Genomic DNA, 19,854 nt, shown 5'->3' on the forward strand with positions numbered 1-19,854 from the left:
TTCAACTTCGGTCCACTAATCGCACAACTCTCTTTAGACAAAATAAATGACTATTTTCAAAGTACATATTGTCTTCATTCTGACCAAAACCAACCCTATCTAGATTTTTATTTCCACATAACTTTAAGGCAAAAATAAGCCTTCACAAAGGGATACACTACATTGGTTAGTATGTATCGTAAAACTTACCTTTATAACCATTCTTTTTTACTAGATATACATGAAAACTATCTCACATATAAAGGTCTGATATCATTATTTATATCAGTATTTTTTTCGACATTTTTTGTCGAACTGTGTATATTTCCATAGAACTGTGTAAATATACATTTTGTTTTACGTTAAATAATATTGCTTTGAACATAATTCTGTTTGTCTGAGAACGCGTATAGAAACGGAGGGATAACAAAAATAAATAGCTTATAACAAATACTTTTAATATTCCATTTGTTCATGTGGAATAAGTCCCCAATGGACAAATGAATGTTCAGAGGAGGAAAAATGAAAAAACTTTTTAATGTATGTTTAATTGTATTCGTACTATTTTCGCAACTTGCTAGTTTTCCATACAATCAAGTAAAAGCGGAAACCTTAACAGGAGATTCCTTATTTGACACTGTTGAAATGAAAGATGCGACGAATCATATTATTGACGAAGCAAAAAATCCTAACAATTTAATAAAGATAGGATCAACCATTCAAGTAGAATACGCTTGGTCAATAAAGGATCAACAAGTTGCACACGCAAATGATACAGCAGTAGTTCAAATACCACTTGCATTAAAAGTATCTAAAGATTTGCAAGGGGATTTAGTAACAGATCAAAAAAATATTGGTCAATATTTTATAACAGCTAAAGATAATAAACTAAAATTAATATTTAATGATCAAGTAGAAAATTTGAAAGACGCTAAAGGAAAAATTAAAGTTGATACCGTGTTTAACTCAACTTTAAAAACTGGGGAAAAATCAGTTCAAATCGCTTTTCCTTTAGGAACAATGGTTCAGCCTATATCAGTTCCTGTTCAAGTAGAAAACTCTAAAGAAGATGGCACCAAACAGGATACTAATAAACAAGCGCAAGATCCAGTAGCTAAACCTGTTACTGACAATCCGGAGCAAGATCCAGCAACTAAAACTGTTACTGATAATCCGGAACAAAACCCAGCAACTAAAACTGTTACCGATAATCCGGAACAAAACCCAGCAGCTAAAATTGCTACTGACAATCCAGAACAAAAGCTATCAAGCGACCCTGCTGAGAATACAAATTCAGGTCCAAAGCAAATAACAACAAACATTTTAACCGGTGTAAAGTTGACGGATAAAGACGGAAAACCATTTACAGAGGATAACCGTCCAAGTACAGATTCCCCTGCCAATATTGAGTTTACATGGGAACTTTTAAAGTCAATGAATGTGAAAAATGGAGATTACTATATTTTTGATCTTCCTAAACATTTTAAGATTTACAATACAATTAACAGTCCTTTATATGATAGTGAAAACCATCAAATTGGTAATTTTACTGTTACAAAAGATGGAAAAGTCACGATGACATTCAACGATTATGTTGAAGAGCATCCAGATGTTGCTGGTAACCTACAATTAAAGACAGAATTTAATAAAGCTGAAATTAAAGGTACAACAACACAAGAAATTCCTTTCCCGATTAAAGATAAGGATGTTTCTATTACAGTTGACTTTAAGCCTAATGTACAAACAGCTACGAATAAAAAAGGATTACCTGATAGACCAATTAATACAAATGAAATTAATTGGAAAGTAGAGATGAACAAAACGCAAGACACCCTTAAAAACGCTATTTTTAAAGATAACATTCCACAAGGTACAAACTTAAATAAAGATTCTATTAAAGTTTATTATCTAGAAGTTGATGTTAATGGGAATGTAACGCGTGGTGCAGAAGCTGAGCCAACAGATTACAATATTATTTCATCAGATGGCTCAAAATTGGAGATTGCTTTTAAAGATTCTATCAATAAAGCATATCAAATCGAATATGCCACAAAAATTACTGATGAAAATATTAAAAGTTTCCGAAATAACGTTACGATAACGAGTGATAATCAAAAGCAACAAAACGCAAGCTCTACTGTAACGGTTTCTCGTGGTACACACTTAAATAAAACAAGTAAATATGATCCAAAGACGCAAACAATTGAGTGGACAATTACTTACAATGGTGATCAAAGAGAGATCAAAAAAGCAGATGCGATTTTAAAAGATATTTTTGACGATACACACGAACTAGATGCAAATTCTATTGTTGTAAAAAACGCTTCATATAATGAAAAAGGAACGCTTGTAACAGGAGACGCTGTTAATAATTACACTGTAAGTAACAAGAAGAATGGCTTCGATTTACAGTTTAATGATGATATTAATAGTGCTTATGTGATTACCTATAAAACCAAGCCAACTAATAAAGTTATAGAAGATGGAAAAGTAAAAAATAAAGTTACAGCTGATAATGATTCAAGTAAAGAAAATGAAGCTAGCTTCAAGCAGCAAAATATTATTAAATCTAATAATAAAGCTGAAACAAATTATAAAGACAAAACAACAACTTGGACAATTATAGTAAATAATAACAACTATCCATTAAACAACGCGATTATTACGGACACCTTTGATCATGGTGGATTACAATTAAAAGATAAGAAACTAGAAATTAAAGACGGAAATTATACCCTTCAAGCTGGGACTGACTATGTTTTAGATGTAACAGATAAAGGCTTCAAAATCACTCTTATAGGTACGTATCAGTCTAATATGACAAAGACATTAGTCGTAAAATATACGACAGACTTTGATTATACAAAGCTAGAAAGTGGTAAAACTTCATTTAAAAATACAGGTAATCTTTCTTGGATAGATACGGATTCTAATCCACAATCAAATAAAGTTGAAGCTAATTTTGATCCTGATACTTTCACAAAGGCAAATGGTTATAAATACGGTTCTTATAACGCCCAAACGAAGGAAATTACTTGGATAATAGGCTTTAACTATAATAATGTTGAGATTAAAGATCCTTATGTTATAGACGTCATACAAGATAAACAAAAGTTAGTGCCTGGATCCATTGAAGTGCGCGATATGATTTTAAATGGAAATCCTGATAATGCACAACCTGGTAATGCTGTACCAACTGAGAAATATGAACTTGAAGAACCTACAGAGGAAAATAAAAACACCCTAAAGGTTCATTTCAAACAATCAATTAATTCACCTTACTATATTATCTTTAAAACAAGCCTTGATGGTGAACTTATCCAAGGCACCTACAAAAACGAGGCAGATTTAAAAGATGGCTCTAAAATCGTAAACACCCTTACAGGTGACACTCAAGTAAATAAAGGTGGCAGCTTCGTTACTAAAAAAGCTGTGCAAGACGACAACTATATTAATTGGAGTATCGCAATTAACGAAAGCCAATCAACCATTGCAGATGCCATTGTAACAGATGACCCAACCGAAAATCAGGTAATTGTGGAAGATTCATTCCACTTATATCCTACAACTGTTGATCCATATGGAAATTTAACAAAAGATACAGTAAACGAATTAAAAGAAGGAACAGACTATAAACTCAAAATAACAACAGACAATAATACCGGAAAGCAACATTTCGAAATTGCCTTCTTGAAAAAAATTGATCGAGCTTATATTTTAGAATATCGCTCACTTATTAATGCAGACGATAAAGAAAAAGTAAGTAATAAAGCGAAAATCACAGGCAATAAGTTGACAGTTAAAAACACAGAAACTACTGAAACGATTGAAGTGAGAATGTCTTCTGGTTCAGGCGGAGGATCTGCTACTAAAGGCCGTGGAAACCTTGAAATTATAAAGGTAGATAACGACAATAAAAACGCACTATTAGCTGGGGCAGAATTTACTTTATACGATCGTACAGGTAAAACTGTTATCCGTAAAATTACAACAGACAAAGACGGTATCGCTAAATTTAATAATTTAAAACGCGATAAATATTTATTAAAAGAAACAAAGGCTCCTGAAGGCTATGTAATTAGCTGGGATTTAAAACAAGGAAAAATTGTTGAACTTGGTACACAAGAGACTACAACATATAAACTTGCAAATAAGAAGTTTGTCGGTAAAGTAGTTTTAACAAAGTCTGATGACCTGAATAAAAACGTCACACTGCAAGGTGCCGTTTTCACACTACTTGATAAAGATAAAAAAATAATTTCAGAACACGAAAAATTAACAACAAATGATAAAGGACAAATTACTGTAGATAATTTAAAACCAGGAACTTACTATTTAAAAGAAATAAAGGCTCCTGAGCATTATCAATTAGATGATCGACTTATTGAATTTACAATCGAGGAAGATCAAACAACAGTAATCAATAAAACGGCCCAAAACAGCTTAATTAGAGGCTCAGCTATCCTAACAAAAGTTGATAAAGAGGGTAATACTTTAGAAGGTGCTGTATTTAGTGTACGGGACCAAAATAACAAAAGAATTCCTGGTTATACCAAATTAACGACAAATGGTAACGGACAAATCGAAGCGAAAAATTTACTTCCTGGAGAGTACCAGTTTGTTGAAGAGAAAGCACCTGAACATTATGAAATAGATAAAAAACCGCTTAAATTTACAATTGAAAAAAGCCAACAGAAAGCACTTACTGTTACCGCGACAAATCACCTCATTAAAGGTGGTGTCACTTTAACGAAAGTCGATGATGTCGATGGCACTGCCCTTGAAGGTGCTGTATTTAAAATTGTCGATGCGAATGACGAGAAACAAGTAATTCGTGAAAATATAAAAACAGGTTCAGATGGAAAAGTTACCATTAAAGATCTAGAGCCTGGTGTTTATAAATTTATCGAAACAGAAGCTCCTAAGGATTATACGTTAAGTACAAACCCTATCGAGTTTACAATTGATAAAAGCCAACAAGCTCTTGCTACTGTTACGGCAAATAACAGCTTAAAAACGGGCGAAGTTGAATTATTAAAAGTTGATGAGTTTGGTGAGAAAAAACCCCTTGAAGGTGCAGTATTCAAGCTTGTCGATACAAATAATAATGACGTTTCCCCTTACACTAACTTAACTACTGATAAACACGGTAAAGTTAAAGTTAGTAACCTACGTCCTGGTACGTATAAATTTATTGAAATAGCTGCTCCTGAACATTACGTTTTACGAGCAGAACCTATTGAATTTACAATCGATAGAAGTCAGAAAGAAACTCTACTTGTGAAAGCTGAAAATGCTTTAAAACCAGGAGATGTTGAATTAACAAAAGTTGATGATATCGATGGTACAGCTCTTGAAGGTGCTGTATTTAAAATTGTTGATGCTAATGATGAAAAGAAAGTCATTCGCGAAAATGTAAAAACTGGTGCGGATGGTACAGCTATCGCTACTGGCTTACGCCCTGGCGATTATAAATTTATCGAAGTAACAGCACCGAAGTATTACGACAAAAATACAAAACCAATTAAATTTACGATTACAGAAAGTCAAACAACTCAGGCTACTGTTACCGCTAAAAACAGCTTAACAAAAGGCGGTATTGAGTTAACAAAAGTGAATGCTGCAGATGAAAAGGAAACACTTGAAGGTGCAGTATTTAAAATCGTTAATAGAGATACTAATGAAGATGTTCGTACGGACCTTGTTACGAATAGTAAAGGAAGGCTAGTTGTAGATGACTTACGTCCTGGTAACTATAAACTTATCGAAACAAAGGCTCCAACTTATTACGATGTAAATGTAGAACCAATTGAATTTACAATCGAAAAAGGACAACAAAAACTCCTTCCACTTACATTTAAAAATAGTTTAACGAAAGGAAAAGTTAAACTTATTAAAGAAGATGATGTGGAAAGTAGTAAAGCTCTTGCCGGCGCTGTATTCACATTGCAAGACGCAACTGGCAAAGAAATTATGAAAGATTTAACAACAGATGATCACGGAGTATTAGTTATTCCTGATTTAGCACCAGGGGATTATCAATTTATCGAAACAAAAGCCCCTGAACATTATAAATTAGACAAAACACCTATTAAGTTCACAATTAAAAAAGGTAGTAAGGAAGATCTTCCTATCCCTGTTACTGTAAAAAATAGTTTACTTACAGGTGGCGTCACTTTAACAAAAGTGGATGATGTTGATGGCACTACTCTTGAAGGTGCAGAATTTATAATCGTTGACGCTCATGATACTAAAAAGATAATTCGAAAAGGTTTAACGACTGATAAAAACGGTAAAATTACTGCTTCTGATTTACGTCCTGGAGACTATCAATTTATTGAAGTAAAAGCTCCAAAAGACTATACCTTAAGCAAAGACCCTATTCCGTTCACTATCGAAAAAAGTCAAAAAGAGAATATTACTGTTACCGCTACTAACAGTTTAAAGAAAGGCGCAGTAACATTAACAAAAATTGATGACATCGATCGTACGATGCTCGAAGGTGCAATCTTTAAGATTGTGGATATGAATGGTAAGGAAGTTCATACGAATCTTGTTACAGATAAAAACGGAAAAATTTCTGTTTCTGATTTACGCCCTGGAGACTATCAGTTCATTGAAACAAAAGCTCCTGAGCACTATGTATTAGATGAAACAACGATTCCATTTACAATTGAAAGAAGTCAAACGAAAGAGATCAATGTTACAGGCAAAAATGCTTTGAAAAAAGGTAGCGTTGAACTAACAAAGATTGACGATATTGATATAAATACAAAACTTTCTAACGCCGTATTTAATTTATTAGATGCAGACGGTGAGCTAGTTGAAGAAGGCTTAAAAACAAATGCTGAAGGTAAAATTGTTGTTGAAAATCTACGTCCTGGTACGTATCAATTCGTTGAAACAATTGCTCCTGAACATTACGATTTAGATAAAAAACCTATCGTATTTACAATTAAAAAGAGCCAAACTGAAACTCTTCATATCACTGCTACAAATGCTTTAACAAAGGGTGCAGTTAAACTTTCTAAAGTAGACGATATTGATGGCACTGTTCTTAAAGATGCAGTATTTAAAATTGTTAATATGAACGGTGATGTAGTTCATAAAGACCTTGTTACAAATGAACAAGGAATAATCGAAATTAACGACCTACGTCCTGGTGATTACCAATTCATCGAAACGAAAGCTCCTAAGCATTACGTTTTAGATGAAACACCAATCAAATTCACTATTGAAAAAGGACAGAAGAAAGTTATTTCTTTAACTGCTACAAATAGCTTAAAACAAGGTAGTATCGAATTACTTAAAGTTGATGATTTAAACACTCAAACAAAACTTGCCGATGCGGTATTTAATTTACTAGATCAAGATGGCAAAGTACTTAAAACAGATTTAAAAACAAACAGTGAAGGTAAAATCGTTATCGAAAACTTACGTCCTGGTACGTATCAATTCGTTGAAATAACGGCTCCTGAACACTATGATTTAGACAAAAAACCAATTATATTTACAATTGAAAAAAGCCAAAAAGATATTGCTACCGTTACTATGAAAAATAGTTTAACAAAAGGCGGCGTGGAACTTTCTAAAGTGGATGACGTCGATGGCACTACTCTTGAAGGCGCAGTATTTAAAATTGTGGATATGAATGGCACTGTAATTCGCAAAGATCTTGTTACGAATCAACAAGGTAAAATTAGCGTTTCTGACCTACGTCCTGGTGATTATCAATTCATCGAGACAACGGCTCCGAAACACTATGATTTAAACAAAGAGCCAATTCCATTCACAATCACAAAGAGCCAAGCTGATCCTATCTCCGTTACAGCTACAAATAGCTTAACGAAAGGCACTGTGGAACTTTCTAAAGTAGATGATGTAGATGGTACTGCTCTTAAAGATGCGATATTTAAAATTACTGATATGAATGGTAACGACATTCGCACTGAGCTTACAACAGATGTACATGGAAAAATTTCTGTTTCTGATTTACGTCCTGGGGACTATCAGTTTATTGAAACGAAAGCTCCTGAACACTATAAATTAGATAGTACACCTATTAAGTTTACAATTAAGAAAAGCCAAAAAGAAAAGCTCCAAGTTACTGCTACAAATAGCTTAACTGAGGGTGCTGTAGAATTAATAAAAGTGGATGATATAAATCCAGATACAAAACTTTCTGATGCAGTGTTTAACATCATCGATGCGAAAGGTAAAATTGTTCGCACTGATTTAACTACTGATAAAGATGGGAAGATTTCAGTTTCTGATTTACGTCCGGGAGATTATCAGTTCATTGAAACGAAAGCTCCAACTGGCTATGATTTAAACGTTAAACCAATTCCTTTCACAATTACGAAAGGACAATCTCAGGTTACCTCTGTTACAGCCTTAAATAGTTTAACAACAGGTTCAATTGAGTTGACTAAAGTTGATATTGATCACCATGGAACACTTGAAGGTGCCATTTTCAATATTTTAGACCAAGATGGAAAAGTCATCCGAGAAGGTTTAAAAACAGATCAACACGGAAAAGTAATCGTAAATGATTTGAAACCTGGTAATTATCAATTAGTAGAAACAAAGGCTCCTAAAGGCTATCAATTAGATGCATCACCAATAAACTTTACAATTGATAAAGCCCAAGCTAAGCCACTACAAATTACAGTTTCAAATAAAAAAATTGAATCTTCTTCAGGTGGAGATGACAAGCCAATTACTCCTCCAAATAAAGAAGATAACAAAGGCAATGAAACATCTGAGAAACACGAAAACGGAACTTCTGAAGAACAAAATAATGAAACACCTGAGAAACACGAAAACGGAACTTCCGAAGAAACATCGAATAAAACAGATAACAAACAGCAAGATGATCGAAATACGGATAAGCACCTTCCAAATACAGGTCATAAAGAAGACCCTACACAAACAGTAGGTATTGTTCTTCTACTAGCTGGATTATTAAGTATTTTAGCTACAAAACGCAAAAAAAATTATTAATAATTTTTTCACATCCAATCAATCTCTCAATTGATTGGATGTTTTTTTATACAAAAAGGACGATACATAAAGTATCGTCCTTTTAACGGGGTGAGGCTGCCCAAAAGTACGGAAAACCTTTGAACAGCCTCTTATTTTCATATGGATGCCTTACATATATCACTGATAATAATTATGAAATGCGGAAACATAATTACCATCAACTGATTCAAACATGAGAAATGAAACCCTACAGTGGTTCCATTCCTCTACATAATCTAAAGTTTGGGTACACTAGATTCATGCAATGTAGGAGCTTTCAGAGTAGAAAGCGAACCTTCGTTTAAAATGATAGCATACATATCTCCCTCAAAAATATGCAAATATGCATATATCGTTTTTTTATTTCTCAATGTCAGAATATTGAAAAATAAAAGGTGTGAAGGTAAAATAAAGTCATTATCCGTCTTCTTTTGTCAGTCAGAGAGAATAGAAGAATAGGAGAGGAAAAAATGAGAAAATCATTGAAACAAAAAATAGTAAGCTCTTTGCTTGCTGTATCACTTGCTGTTAGCTTAGCTCCAATTGGGCAAGCAAAAGCGGATTCCACGTCAGAGGTTACACAAACTCCATCTATTACAAAACAGATTGATCCAAACCGCGCGATTGAACATGTTCGTTTCTTATCTGAAACAATTGGTCCTCGCCCCGGTGGAACAAAATCCGAAGAATGGGCTTCTCGTTACATTGGTATGCAGCTTAAATCAATGGGCTATGAAGTAGAATATCAACCATTTCAGGTGCCCGATCAATACGTTGGATTCATTGAATCACCCCTATCAACAAAACGTAATTGGCAAGCTGGTGCTGCTCCTAATGCACTAATTTCTACAGAAGCTGTTACAGCTCCCCTTATCTTTGTTCAAGGTGGGACAAAATTAGAAGATATTCCAAATGAAGTAAACGGTAAAATTGTTTTATTTGAAAGAGGAACGACAGTTACCGACTATAATAAACAAGTTGAAAATGCTGTTAGCAAAGGTGCAAAAGGTGTTCTTTTATACAGTTTAATTGGCGGACGCGGAAATTATGGACAAACCTTCAATCCCCGCCTAATGAAAAAGCAATCTATCCCTGTCTTTGGTCTTGCTTATGCGCAAGGAAATGCATTTAAAGAAGAAATCGCTAAAAAAGGGACAACAATTCTTTCCCTAAAAGCGAGACATGAATCTAAATTAACATCTCTAAATGTTATCGCCAAAAAGAAACCAAAGAAGAGTACAGGTAATGAAAAAGCAGTCGTTGTAAGCTCGCACTATGATAGTGTTGTCGGAGCACCTGGCGCAAATGATAATGCTTCTGGAACTGGATTAGTATTAGAACTAGCTCGTGCTTTTCAAAATGTAGAAACTGATAAAGAAATTCGCTTTATTACCTTTGGTTCTGAAGAAACTGGATTACTTGGTTCGGATTATTACGTGAATAGTCTATCCCAAAAAGAACGCGACCGTATTTTAGGTGTCTTTAACGCCGACATGGTTGCAACAAATTATGATAAAGCAAAGAATTTATATGCTATGACACCTGATGGCTCTACAAACTTTGTAACAGACGCTGCCTTGCAAGCAGGTAAACAACTAAATAATAACCTCATCCTACAAGGTAAATTCGGTTCTAGTGATCATGTTCCATTTGCTGAAGCTGGTATTCCTGCTGCTCTATTCATTTGGATGGGTGTCGATAGTTGGAATCCATTAATCTATCATATTGAGAAGGTATACCATACACCTCAAGATAACGTATTAGAAAACATTTCACCTGAACGAATGAGAATGGCATTAGACGTTATCGGAACAGGAGTTTATAACTCGCTTCAAAAACCTGTTCCTCAAACTGAACAGAAAGCTGCTTAATCATTTAAAAGACCACTGATTTTATCGGTGGTCTTTTATTGAGAAAAAATATATATGCATAAAAGCATATTTTATCCTACCCATTATCGTATACAATATTAATTGTAACAAAACTGATTACAACTAATAAGGAGGCTTTTTCTATTATGAAAAAAATGATTTTAGCAGGTGCATTAACTTTAGCAGGAATTACTGGAGCTACTGCGTTTATTCCTGAAACAAAAGTCGCTGCTGCCGCTCAAGAACAAAGCTTTACAAAATTTTATTCTTTGCAAACTGGAGGTAGTTCTGAACAAAAACCTATTTTCCTTCAAAAAGGACAAGAACTAACAATTCATCCTAACAGCAAAACTCCTAGTTACAGTGTTTATGACTCAAATCATAACCTAATTGGACGTTATTCTGATGGTTACGGCCGAATTTTCACTGCAAAAACAGATGGAAATATGTATGTTCAATTTCATGCACCTTACGTTTACTATAGTCCTGTTAGTTTTTCTGTTACTTATACTATTCAATAAAAAAGAGGTCCTTTATAGGGCCCCTTTTATTTCTCTTGCCAATTCACTTTTACAAATCCATCTTTTACTGTTAATCCGCTTATATTCAATACATATTCTTCATTTGCTTTTAAAGTAACTGTAAAAGTACCTTTTTTCGATTCACAAATTTCCTTTAACTCTTTTATACCTTCTCCTTGTCTTTCATACACACTAAAACATAAGTTTCCTCGTTTTGCATCTGTCTCATAAGAAAATGTCACTTCTGTATCCTTTTCATACTGAAATTCAATATCCTTACTGGCAATATCCCATGATGAGAATTTTGCCTCATAACTTGTTTTCCCTTGCTTCTCATTTGCTAAATATATATCCCCGGCTCTCCATGCATCATCTAACGTTTGTGCAAAAGTAAAACCACTAAGTAATACAAACATTGTGCTTGCCAATATCGCAACTAATGTTACTTTCTGTTTTTTAACAAAATTCACCTTACATTCTCCTTCAACCTTCTTTTTACTTCTTCTTACCATATATAATAAAAACCCAATAAAGAATGGCAATATAACTGCTAAAATACTCCATCCTTTGCTCATTTGATGTGCTTTAGCATCTGTATATACCCATGATGCAACACATATTAAAAGTGCTATAAAAGCTAAAAACATCGTCACTCCAGCTACTTCAAATAGTACAAACGGATTAGCGAACTCTTTCATGTAATCTATACTCCTTCTTTAAAAATGACTGTATTACAACATATATCGGAATGTATACATGCATCATAATCACAATGGCTATCAACATAGGAATTTTATAATCCAAATGTGTGACAAATTGTTCTATAACAATTGTTAACAAAACAATCCAAATGGTGTGAATACAAATCATCCATTTCCTCTCTAACTTCTGAGCCTTTCGCACGCCCTGCTTCGTGTTATTTATTAGCTCTTCGCTTGGAGTTATCTCTTCTGCTAAGCTACTCTTTACCTTCTGTTCAAATTTATCTTCTGTCATAAACGAACCCCTCCAAATGTTCTCGCATTTGCTTCTTCGCATAATTAAGGCGATATTTCACTGTACCAATCGGTATATTTAATATTTCGCTCATTTCTTTATAAGAGTATTGTTCATAATAGTAGAGTACGAGCACGGTTTTATATTTTTCATTCAATAGCTGTATAACTTCCCGTATCATTTCCGCTTCCACTTTTTGAATAAATTCTTCTGATATATTCACATCATCTGCGAAATCTATTTCTCCACCATCTTCTTTATAAAATAAATCTAAGACGCGATCTTTCCATCTTTTCTTCTTGCGGTAAAAGTCATAAAATGTACGAACGCAAATTGTAGTAATCCACTTTTTATAATTATCCACATAAAAAAGTTGGTGCCTTGATGAAAAAACCTTTATCCACGTCTCTTGAAAAATATCTTCCGCATCTTCTTTCGTTTTCGCTAACTTATAGCATAAGGAATATATTTGCTGCTTATATATATCAATTAATTCTTCTATCTTTTCTTCCATCATAAGCCTCCTGTCATTTATATAAGACGACGCAAATTCCCCTTTTGTTTGATAAATTTTTTTTATTATCTCCACATAAAAAGGCAATCACAACATCGTGTGATTGCCTTTTATTTAAAAACGAAAGTCCGCTTCCGCTTTTCTTTATGTCCAGCTCTGCCTCCTAGCCCCTTCTGTCTAAGAACCTTCCCCACGAGAAGATAAAATGCATCTTCTGTGGGAAAGAACCTTAGCCTTCGGGACTAAACAGTCGGCTCCGCTTTTCTTTATTGTCCAGTTCCAGCGGCTAGAATACTCGGTGGCTTCGCGCCTTCCTCCGAGGCAAAGTACACCTCTCTGTCAGGAGCTCCATCCCCCTCCTATTCTAAACGAGCCGCTTCCGCTTTTCTTCATTACATTTTTTCTGGTGCAGATACTCCTACGATTGCTAATGCATTTTGAAGTGTAGTGCGTACTGCTTTCATTAACTCGTAACGAGCTTTACTTAATTCTAAGTTATCTTGGTTTAATACTTTTTCTGCATTGTAGAAGCTGTGTAATGTTGCTGCTAATTCAAATGCATAGTTTGTAATACGGTGTGGTAGACGTTTTTGTGCTGCATCCGCAACTACCGCTGGGAATTCACCAAGTTTTTTCAGTAACTCTACTTCTTTCTCAGAAGTAACAAGTTTATAGTTCACATCTCCATCTACAGCTAATCCTAATTCTTCGCCTTGACGAAGGATACTGCATACGCGAGCATGAGCATATTGTGCATAGTATACTGGGTTTTCATTAGATTTTGATACAGCTAAGTCCATATCGAAGTCTAAATGAGAATCACCGCTACGCATTGCGAAGAAGTAACGCATTGCGTCCACGCCTACTTCTTCCATAAGCTCACGAAGTGTAACTGCTTTACCCGTACGCTTACTCATCTTCATTTTTTCACCATTTTGGTATAGTTGTACCATTTGGATGATTTCTACTTCAAGCGTGTCTTTATCGTAACCAAGTGCTTGAATAGCAGCCTTCATACGAGGAATGTAACCGTGGTGGTCAGCACCCCAAATGTTGATTAACTTATCAAAACCGCGCTCTAATTTATCACGGTGATACGCGATATCTGGCGTTAAGTATGTGTAAGAACCGTCGTTTTTAATTAATACACGATTTTTGTCATCGCCGTAAGTCATTGAACGGAACCAAGTTGCGCCGTCTTCTTCAAAGATCTCTTCACGCTCTTTTAATACAGCAAGAGCTTGATCGATTTTTCCGTTTTTGTATAGTGATGTTTCTGAGAACCATACATCAAATTTAACACGGAAGCTTTCTAAGTCTTTTTGAAGTTTTGCTAATTCATATTTTAAACCGTATTCACGATAGAATTCATAACTTTCTTTTTCATCAGCTTTCGCATAACGATCGCCGAATTCTTCAGCTAAACGTTTACCGATTCCAATGATATCCGCACCATGATAACCGTCTTCTGGCATTTCTTTATCTAAGCCTAAAGCTTGCATGTAACGAGCTTCAACAGAAAGAGCTAAGTTATGAATTTGGTTACCAGCATCATTAATGTAGTACTCACGAGATACATCGTAGCCTGCTTTTGCTAATAAGTTACATAAAGTGTCACCTACTGCCGCACCACGTGCATGTCCTAAGTGAAGGTCACCTGTTGGATTCGCAGATACGAACTCAACTTGTACTTTTTCACCTTTACCAGTATTCGTTTCACCGTAAGCTTCACCAGCGTTTACGATTGTTGGAATTAAATCTGTTAAGTAGCTATTATCCATATAGAAGTTAATAAAACCAGGACCAGCGATTTCGATTTTTTCAATAGAAGCTTTTGCTTTATCGAAGTTTGCAACTAGTTCTTCTGCAATCATACGAGGTGCTTTTTTCGCAACGCGTGCAAGTTGCATTGCCATATTTGTAGAGAAGTCACCATTTGTTTTATCTTTTGGAGATTCTAATACAACGTTTGGAATCTGTTCTTCTGTCGCTAATTCTGCCTTTAATACAGCAGCCTGAATTTCTTCTTTAATCAATCCTTTTACTTGTTCTAAGGAATTCATTATTTTGCCTCCTTCAAATTAATTGTAATAGTATATCTGCCAGCTTCTTGTTCACTTAGAAGCAATGCGTAAGTTAAGAAGAGTTGTCCTTTTTTCTTTTCATCCGACCATTTAAAAAGAACGTTATCAGTCTTTGTTTGCAATGCAAACGTACCAAGTTCACTCGTATACGTACCAGTTGTCCATTCACCTTTCACATGCGTCTGACGCATAGAAACAGCACCTGAACGCATAATGAGAACTTGTTCATCTTGAATTTTAATAATTGTTTTCACTTCGCCTTGTTCGTTCGGCTCCTGGAATGTTACATATGTACCTTGACCTTTTACATAGTATTGACCATTTGCTTCAAAAGCAACGGTTTCCTTCCTCGCCCCTTCACGGATTTCTGTTACGAAATGAACGTGTACCGGCAAGCCTGCAAGTTGTTTCTCCACGTCTTGCACACCTTTCAAATGTTATAGATATTAAATACTACTTATAATAAATCACTTTTCCTATCATATCAAAAAAAGACTCTGTCTGTCTGCTGAAAAATCAGGAAAACTCCATTTCAAAAAATAATTCACTTCTACTTTATTTCATATGATAAAATATTTTTTAAATCTAAATATTCTTTCAATTAAAGAGGTGAATATAGTGATACCAACAAAGTTAAAAAAGGGTGATGAAATACGAGTGATTTCACCATCGTGTAGTTTAAGTATTGTTTCAAATGAAAATAGAAAACTTGCTATAAAAAGATTAACTGACATGGGCTTTCAAGTTACATTCTCAAAATATGCTGATGAGATAGATCGATTTGCTTCCTCCTCTATTTCTTCCCGCATTCAAGACCTCCATGAAGCATTTGGAGACCCTAATGTAAAAGCTATTTTGACTACACTTGGCGGATACAACTCAAATGGTTTATTGAAACATCTCGATTATGATTTAATTCGTGAAAACCCGAAATTTTTCTGTGGTTATTCTGATATTACTGCCTTAAATAATGCAATTTACGCAAAAACAGGGCTTGTTACATATTCAGGACCCCATTTCTCTTCGTTTGGAATGGAGAAAGGGCTCGGGTATACAACCGATTACTTTTTAAAGTGCTTAACTTCTAATGAGCCTATTGAAGTCCTGCCATCTGAAACATGGAGCGATGATTCTTGGTATATAGATCAGGAAAATCGAGAATTTATTAAAAATGAAGGATACGTTTCAATTCAGGAAGGAGAAGCTACGGAAGATATTATCGGTGGCAATATGAGCACATTTAACTTACTGCAAGGCACACCATATATGCCAAATTTAAAGCACAAAATTTTATTTATTGAAGAAGATAGTTTAACTGGAACATCTACTCTTAAAACTTTTGATCGTTATTTACATTCCCTTATGCAGCAGCAAGATTTTGAATACATAAAGGGAATCATTATAGGAAAGATGCAAAAAGGTGCAGAATGTACGATAGAAGACATTCAAGAAATGATTGCTTCAAAACCTGAACTTGCACATATTCCTATCATTGCAAACGCAAGTTTCGGGCATACAACCCCGATTTTCACTTTCCCAATTGGTGGACGTGCAAAAATTATTTCTAACAAGGAAAAAACATCTATCACTATTTTAACCCACTAAAAAGGAGCGAATGAGTCGCTCCTTTTATGGTTTTTCTATTTTTTCCAACGCTTTTTGTGGAATAGATTCTTTCGGGATTTCAGCCCATCCTTTTCCTTGCATACCTTTTGCATAAATTTTTATAAACGCCCCCGTATGCAATTCACGGTTCATCATTCTTTTAATGATCTGTAACTTTCCGTCTTCTGTATACCCTTTAAAAGTATACAAGTATTCTCCGTCTTTTTTCTCACCTTTATCTATAACCGCATAATAATCTTGTATTTCTTTATTTGAAAAGAAGTTGTCTACAAAAGCATGTACACCTTCTGTTTTTGTGTTCAAATAATACGCTGTTCCACCTAGAATAATGGCGAATATAGCTAAAACTTTAATTACCAATTTCATACATGAACCTCCTGTTTGCACTTCTTTCTCACTAGTATTATATCTATACTTGTATTATACGGAAAAGAGCATACTATACTCTATCTAAAAGTCTTACACTTTCCTTACATTATTGTAAGGGATTTTTTCTTACAGCAAGTTCCCAAGAAAAAATTTTTCCGTTTCATACACTTTTATATTATTATTGAATGATACGAATTTTTATTACAAAAATCAAAGGAGACAGTTTTCAAATGGCTATCTTGCAAGGTTTAGCACTATTACTTGTTGTACTTTGTCTATTTACACTTTTTAGTTACCGTGCGCCTTATGGAATGAAGGCGATGGGTGCTTTAGCTAATGCAGCAATCGCAAGTTTTCTTATTGAAGCATTTCACCGTTATATAGGTGGAGAAATGTTTCATAATGACTTTTTACAATCAGTAGGAGAAGCTTCCGGTAGTATGAGCGGTGTCGCAGCAGCGATTTTAGTCGCATTAGCAATCGGTGTTTCCCCCGTATACGCTGTTTTAATTGGTATCGCTACTAGTGGATTCGGTATTTTACCAGGATTTTTCGCTGGATACGTTTGTGCTTTCGTCGTGAAATTTCTCGAAAAGAAATTACCAGCTGGCGTGGAATTTTTAGCAATCCTATTTATCGCTGCACCAATCTCACGCGGAATGGCAATGCTTATGGATCCGCTTGTTAACGCAACACTCGGTAAAATCGGTTCTATGATTTCAGTTGCAACTACAGAAAGCCCTATCATTATGGGTATTATGCTTGGTGGATTAATAACAGTTATTTCTACCTCTCCACTAAGTTCTATGGCACTAACTGCAATGCTTGGATTAACAGGTTTACCAATGGCGATTGGTAGTCTTGCCGTTGCCGCCTCAGCCCCGATGAACTTTATTTTCTTTAAACGATTAAAAATTTGTTCAAAGAAAGATACAATTGCTGTAGCAATCGAGCCTTTAACACAAGCCGATGTTGTCTCAGCAAATCCAATTCCTATCTATATGACAAATTTCGTTGGCGGTGCACTTGCCGGTATTATTACATCGCTATTCCAGCTTGTTAATAATGCACCAGGAACAGCATCACCAATTCCAGGTCTTCTTGTCCTATTCGGATTTAATGACGTTATAAAAGTAACGATCGCTGCCGTACTATGTGGAATCGTTACCACTATTGTCGGATACATTGGATCTATTGTGTTCCGTAAATATCCAATCCGCTCTGCTGATGAAATTCGCGGAGTTACTCCGGAAGAGAAGGTTGCATAAGAAAAAGAGCTATTCCCATCGTTTGAGAATAGCTTTTTTTTGTGTTGCGTAACGGTAAATGAAATTATACCGGCGGTTTTTTAAATATATCAGCGCAACTCGAATTATATCGGCGATTTTTTTAATATATCGGCGCAACTCGAATTATATCAGCGATTTTTTTAATATATCGACTTACCGACACATAACGACAAAATAAGAGCCCTCTAATCATATAGAGGGCTCTTATTTTATCTAGCTGCAGCGGCTAGAATCTCCAGCCATTTCACACTCTCGGTCGAGCGTTCCAATGACCTGCGATTCTGAGCGAGCTGCCTCCGCTTTTATTACTATCCAGTTACGCCTCCTAGACCCTTGCGTCTAAGAACCTTCCCTGCCAAAAGGTAAAAAGCACCTTTTGAAGGAAAGAACCTTAGTCACCGGGTCTGAACAGTCGGCTTCACTTTTACTTTATCTAGCTGCAGTGGCTAGAATGATCGGTGGCTTCGCTTCTTCCTTCGAGGCAAAAAGCGCCTCTACGTCTGAAACTCCATCCCCCTCACATTCTGAGCGAGCCGCTTCCGCTTTTATTTCACCCAACCGAGCAGCATTTCCCGCACGAATTTGCTTGCTGCGACTGGTGTTTGATCACTATGGTCGTAGACTGGAGCTACTTCTACTAAGTCTGCTCCAACTACATTTATATTTGAATTTGCAATTGCTACGATGGAATCTAATAATTCTTTAGATGTGATACCGCCAGCTTCTAACGTTCCTGTTCCTGGAGCGTGAGCTGGGTCTAATACATCAATGTCGATTGTGACATAGACTGGGCGGCCAGCAAGTTTCGGTAATACTTCTTTTAACGGTTCTAATACGTCAAATTTGTATAAGTTCATACCTACTTCTTTCGCCCATTCAAATTCTTCCTTCATTCCAGAACGAATTCCGAAAGAATATACGTTTTCCGGACCAATTAAATCACACACTTTACGAATTGGTGTAGAGTGGGATAAAGGCTCCCCTTCATACGATTCACGTAAATCAGTATGAGCATCCATGTGGATGATTGCTAAATCCGGATATTTTTTTGCCATTGCCTTAAAAATTGGCCAAGACACTAGGTGCTCACCGCCGAGACCTAGTGGAAACTTATCGGCATCTAAAAGTTTTGATACATACTCTTCAATCATGTCTAAGCTGCGTTGTGCGTTTCCGAATGGTAATGGGATATCACCCGCATCAAAATATTTTACCTCTTCTAGTTCACGATCTAAATACGGGCTATATTCTTCAAGACCGATTGATACTTCACGAATACGTGCAGGGCCAAAACGAGATCCCGGACGGTAACTTACTGTCCAATCCATAGGCATCCCATAAATAACTACCTTTGACTCTTCAAAACTTGGATGACTTTTAATAAATACTTTACCTGAATAAGCTTCATCAAAACGCATATTCTTTTCCTCCTTATGTGGAACTTAAGGTATCCCAACCTTTCACTATTTCTCAAATTTGGAGCGAATTGCTCCTCTTTCTCGATTTACCGGGTCTTCTTTTTAACAACAAGAAGACGATTTTCTCTACAGAAGTGTAAGTAGCTAGCATGTTCAAGTCTTC

General features: G+C 35.4%; 12 protein-coding genes. 5 read left to right on the forward strand and 7 right to left on the reverse strand.

Annotated features, from left to right (window positions below):
* Window positions 1-501 precede the first annotated feature (501 nt).
* From ES895_RS16150 to ES895_RS16160, 3 genes are all read left to right on the forward strand, one after another.
* Window positions 502-8,982 carry a SpaA isopeptide-forming pilin-related protein gene (locus ES895_RS16150; protein WP_135238481.1) on the forward strand — a complete coding sequence of 2,827 codons (8,481 nt, stop codon included), beginning with the start codon at window positions 502-504 and terminating at the stop codon, window positions 8,980-8,982.
* Window positions 8,983-9,473: 491 nt separating this feature from the next.
* Window positions 9,474-10,874 carry a M28 family metallopeptidase gene (locus tag ES895_RS16155; RefSeq protein WP_001232226.1) on the forward strand — a complete coding sequence of 467 codons (1,401 nt, stop codon included), beginning with the start codon at window positions 9,474-9,476 and terminating at the stop codon, window positions 10,872-10,874.
* A 146-nt stretch (window positions 10,875-11,020) separates the two neighbouring features.
* Window positions 11,021-11,395 carry a hypothetical protein gene (locus tag ES895_RS16160; protein ID WP_135238482.1) on the forward strand — a complete coding sequence of 125 codons (375 nt, stop codon included), beginning with the start codon at window positions 11,021-11,023 and terminating at the stop codon, window positions 11,393-11,395.
* A gap of 26 nt (window positions 11,396-11,421) precedes the next feature.
* Here ES895_RS16160 and ES895_RS16165 read toward each other — a convergent pair whose 3' ends face one another.
* The 5 genes from ES895_RS16165 to ES895_RS16185 form a co-directional block, all read right to left on the reverse strand.
* A complete protein-coding gene (locus ES895_RS16165) occupies window positions 11,422-12,093 on the reverse strand; it encodes a hypothetical protein (protein ID WP_000657192.1) in 672 nt (223 codons plus the stop codon).
* Window positions 12,077-12,391 carry a hypothetical protein gene (locus ES895_RS16170; protein WP_000133823.1) on the reverse strand — a complete coding sequence of 105 codons (315 nt, stop codon included), beginning with the start codon at window positions 12,389-12,391 and terminating at the stop codon, window positions 12,077-12,079. The genes ES895_RS16165 and ES895_RS16170 overlap by 17 nt, the downstream gene beginning before the upstream one ends.
* A complete protein-coding gene (locus ES895_RS16175) occupies window positions 12,378-12,905 on the reverse strand; it encodes an RNA polymerase sigma factor (protein ID WP_058840350.1) in 528 nt (175 codons plus the stop codon). Before ES895_RS16175 ends, ES895_RS16170 begins: the two co-directional genes overlap by 14 nt.
* Before the next feature lie 392 nt (window positions 12,906-13,297).
* The gene (gene argS / locus ES895_RS16180; RefSeq protein WP_001086446.1) at window positions 13,298-14,968 is read right to left on the reverse strand and encodes an arginine--tRNA ligase; all 1,671 of its coding nucleotides are present in this window, start codon (window positions 14,966-14,968) and stop codon (window positions 13,298-13,300) included.
* A complete protein-coding gene (locus ES895_RS16185) occupies window positions 14,968-15,405 on the reverse strand; it encodes a YwiB family protein (protein WP_000414867.1) in 438 nt (145 codons plus the stop codon). The genes argS and ES895_RS16185 overlap by 1 nt, the downstream gene beginning before the upstream one ends.
* A 202-nt stretch (window positions 15,406-15,607) precedes the next feature.
* On the opposite strand from ES895_RS16185, the gene ES895_RS16190 reads away from it, so the two are divergent.
* Window positions 15,608-16,594: a S66 family peptidase gene (locus tag ES895_RS16190; protein ID WP_135238483.1), complete on the forward strand. Its 987-nt coding sequence runs from the start codon at window positions 15,608-15,610 to the stop codon at window positions 16,592-16,594.
* 24 nt (window positions 16,595-16,618) lie between these two features.
* Here the strand turns inward: ES895_RS16190 and ES895_RS16195 are convergent, their stop codons facing one another.
* On the reverse strand, window positions 16,619-16,981 hold the full coding sequence (locus ES895_RS16195) for a YxeA family protein (protein WP_000779915.1): 363 nt from the start codon (window positions 16,979-16,981) through the stop codon (window positions 16,619-16,621).
* A 233-nt stretch (window positions 16,982-17,214) separates the two neighbouring features.
* On the opposite strand from ES895_RS16195, the gene ES895_RS16200 reads away from it, so the two are divergent.
* A complete protein-coding gene (locus ES895_RS16200; RefSeq protein WP_098005335.1) occupies window positions 17,215-18,252 on the forward strand; it encodes a PTS sugar transporter subunit IIC in 1,038 nt (345 codons plus the stop codon).
* Window positions 18,253-18,818: 566 nt separating this feature from the next.
* Here the strand turns inward: ES895_RS16200 and speB are convergent.
* Window positions 18,819-19,691 carry an agmatinase gene (gene speB / locus ES895_RS16205; protein ID WP_001209831.1) on the reverse strand — a complete coding sequence of 291 codons (873 nt, stop codon included), beginning with the start codon at window positions 19,689-19,691 and terminating at the stop codon, window positions 18,819-18,821.
* Between the last annotated feature and the right edge of the window lie 163 nt (window positions 19,692-19,854).

This window comes from Bacillus sp. 007/AIA-02/001 (assembly GCF_004634455.1).
GTDB classification, from domain to species: Bacteria; Bacillota; Bacilli; order Bacillales; family Bacillaceae_G; genus Bacillus_A; species Bacillus_A cereus.

What these genes read in the sequence shown, in the direction of transcription:
- argS (WP_001086446.1), bottom strand. Translation starts at nt 14,968, where the DNA reads ATGAATTCCTTAGAACAAGTAAAAGGATTGATTAAAGAAGAAATTCAG.
- speB (WP_001209831.1), bottom strand. Translation starts at nt 19,691, where the DNA reads ATGCGTTTTGATGAAGCTTATTCAGGTAAAGTATTTATTAAAAGTCAT.
- ES895_RS16160 (WP_135238482.1), top strand. Translation starts at nt 11,021, where the DNA reads ATGAAAAAAATGATTTTAGCAGGTGCATTAACTTTAGCAGGAATTACT.
- ES895_RS16200 (WP_098005335.1), top strand. Translation starts at nt 17,215, where the DNA reads ATGGCTATCTTGCAAGGTTTAGCACTATTACTTGTTGTACTTTGTCTA.
- ES895_RS16165 (WP_000657192.1), bottom strand. Translation starts at nt 12,093, where the DNA reads ATGAAAGAGTTCGCTAATCCGTTTGTACTATTTGAAGTAGCTGGAGTG.
- ES895_RS16170 (WP_000133823.1), bottom strand. Translation starts at nt 12,391, where the DNA reads ATGACAGAAGATAAATTTGAACAGAAGGTAAAGAGTAGCTTAGCAGAA.
- ES895_RS16155 (WP_001232226.1), top strand. Translation starts at nt 9,474, where the DNA reads ATGAGAAAATCATTGAAACAAAAAATAGTAAGCTCTTTGCTTGCTGTA.
- ES895_RS16175 (WP_058840350.1), bottom strand. Translation starts at nt 12,905, where the DNA reads ATGGAAGAAAAGATAGAAGAATTAATTGATATATATAAGCAGCAAATA.
- ES895_RS16195 (WP_000779915.1), bottom strand. Translation starts at nt 16,981, where the DNA reads ATGAAATTGGTAATTAAAGTTTTAGCTATATTCGCCATTATTCTAGGT.
- ES895_RS16150 (WP_135238481.1), top strand. Translation starts at nt 502, where the DNA reads ATGAAAAAACTTTTTAATGTATGTTTAATTGTATTCGTACTATTTTCG.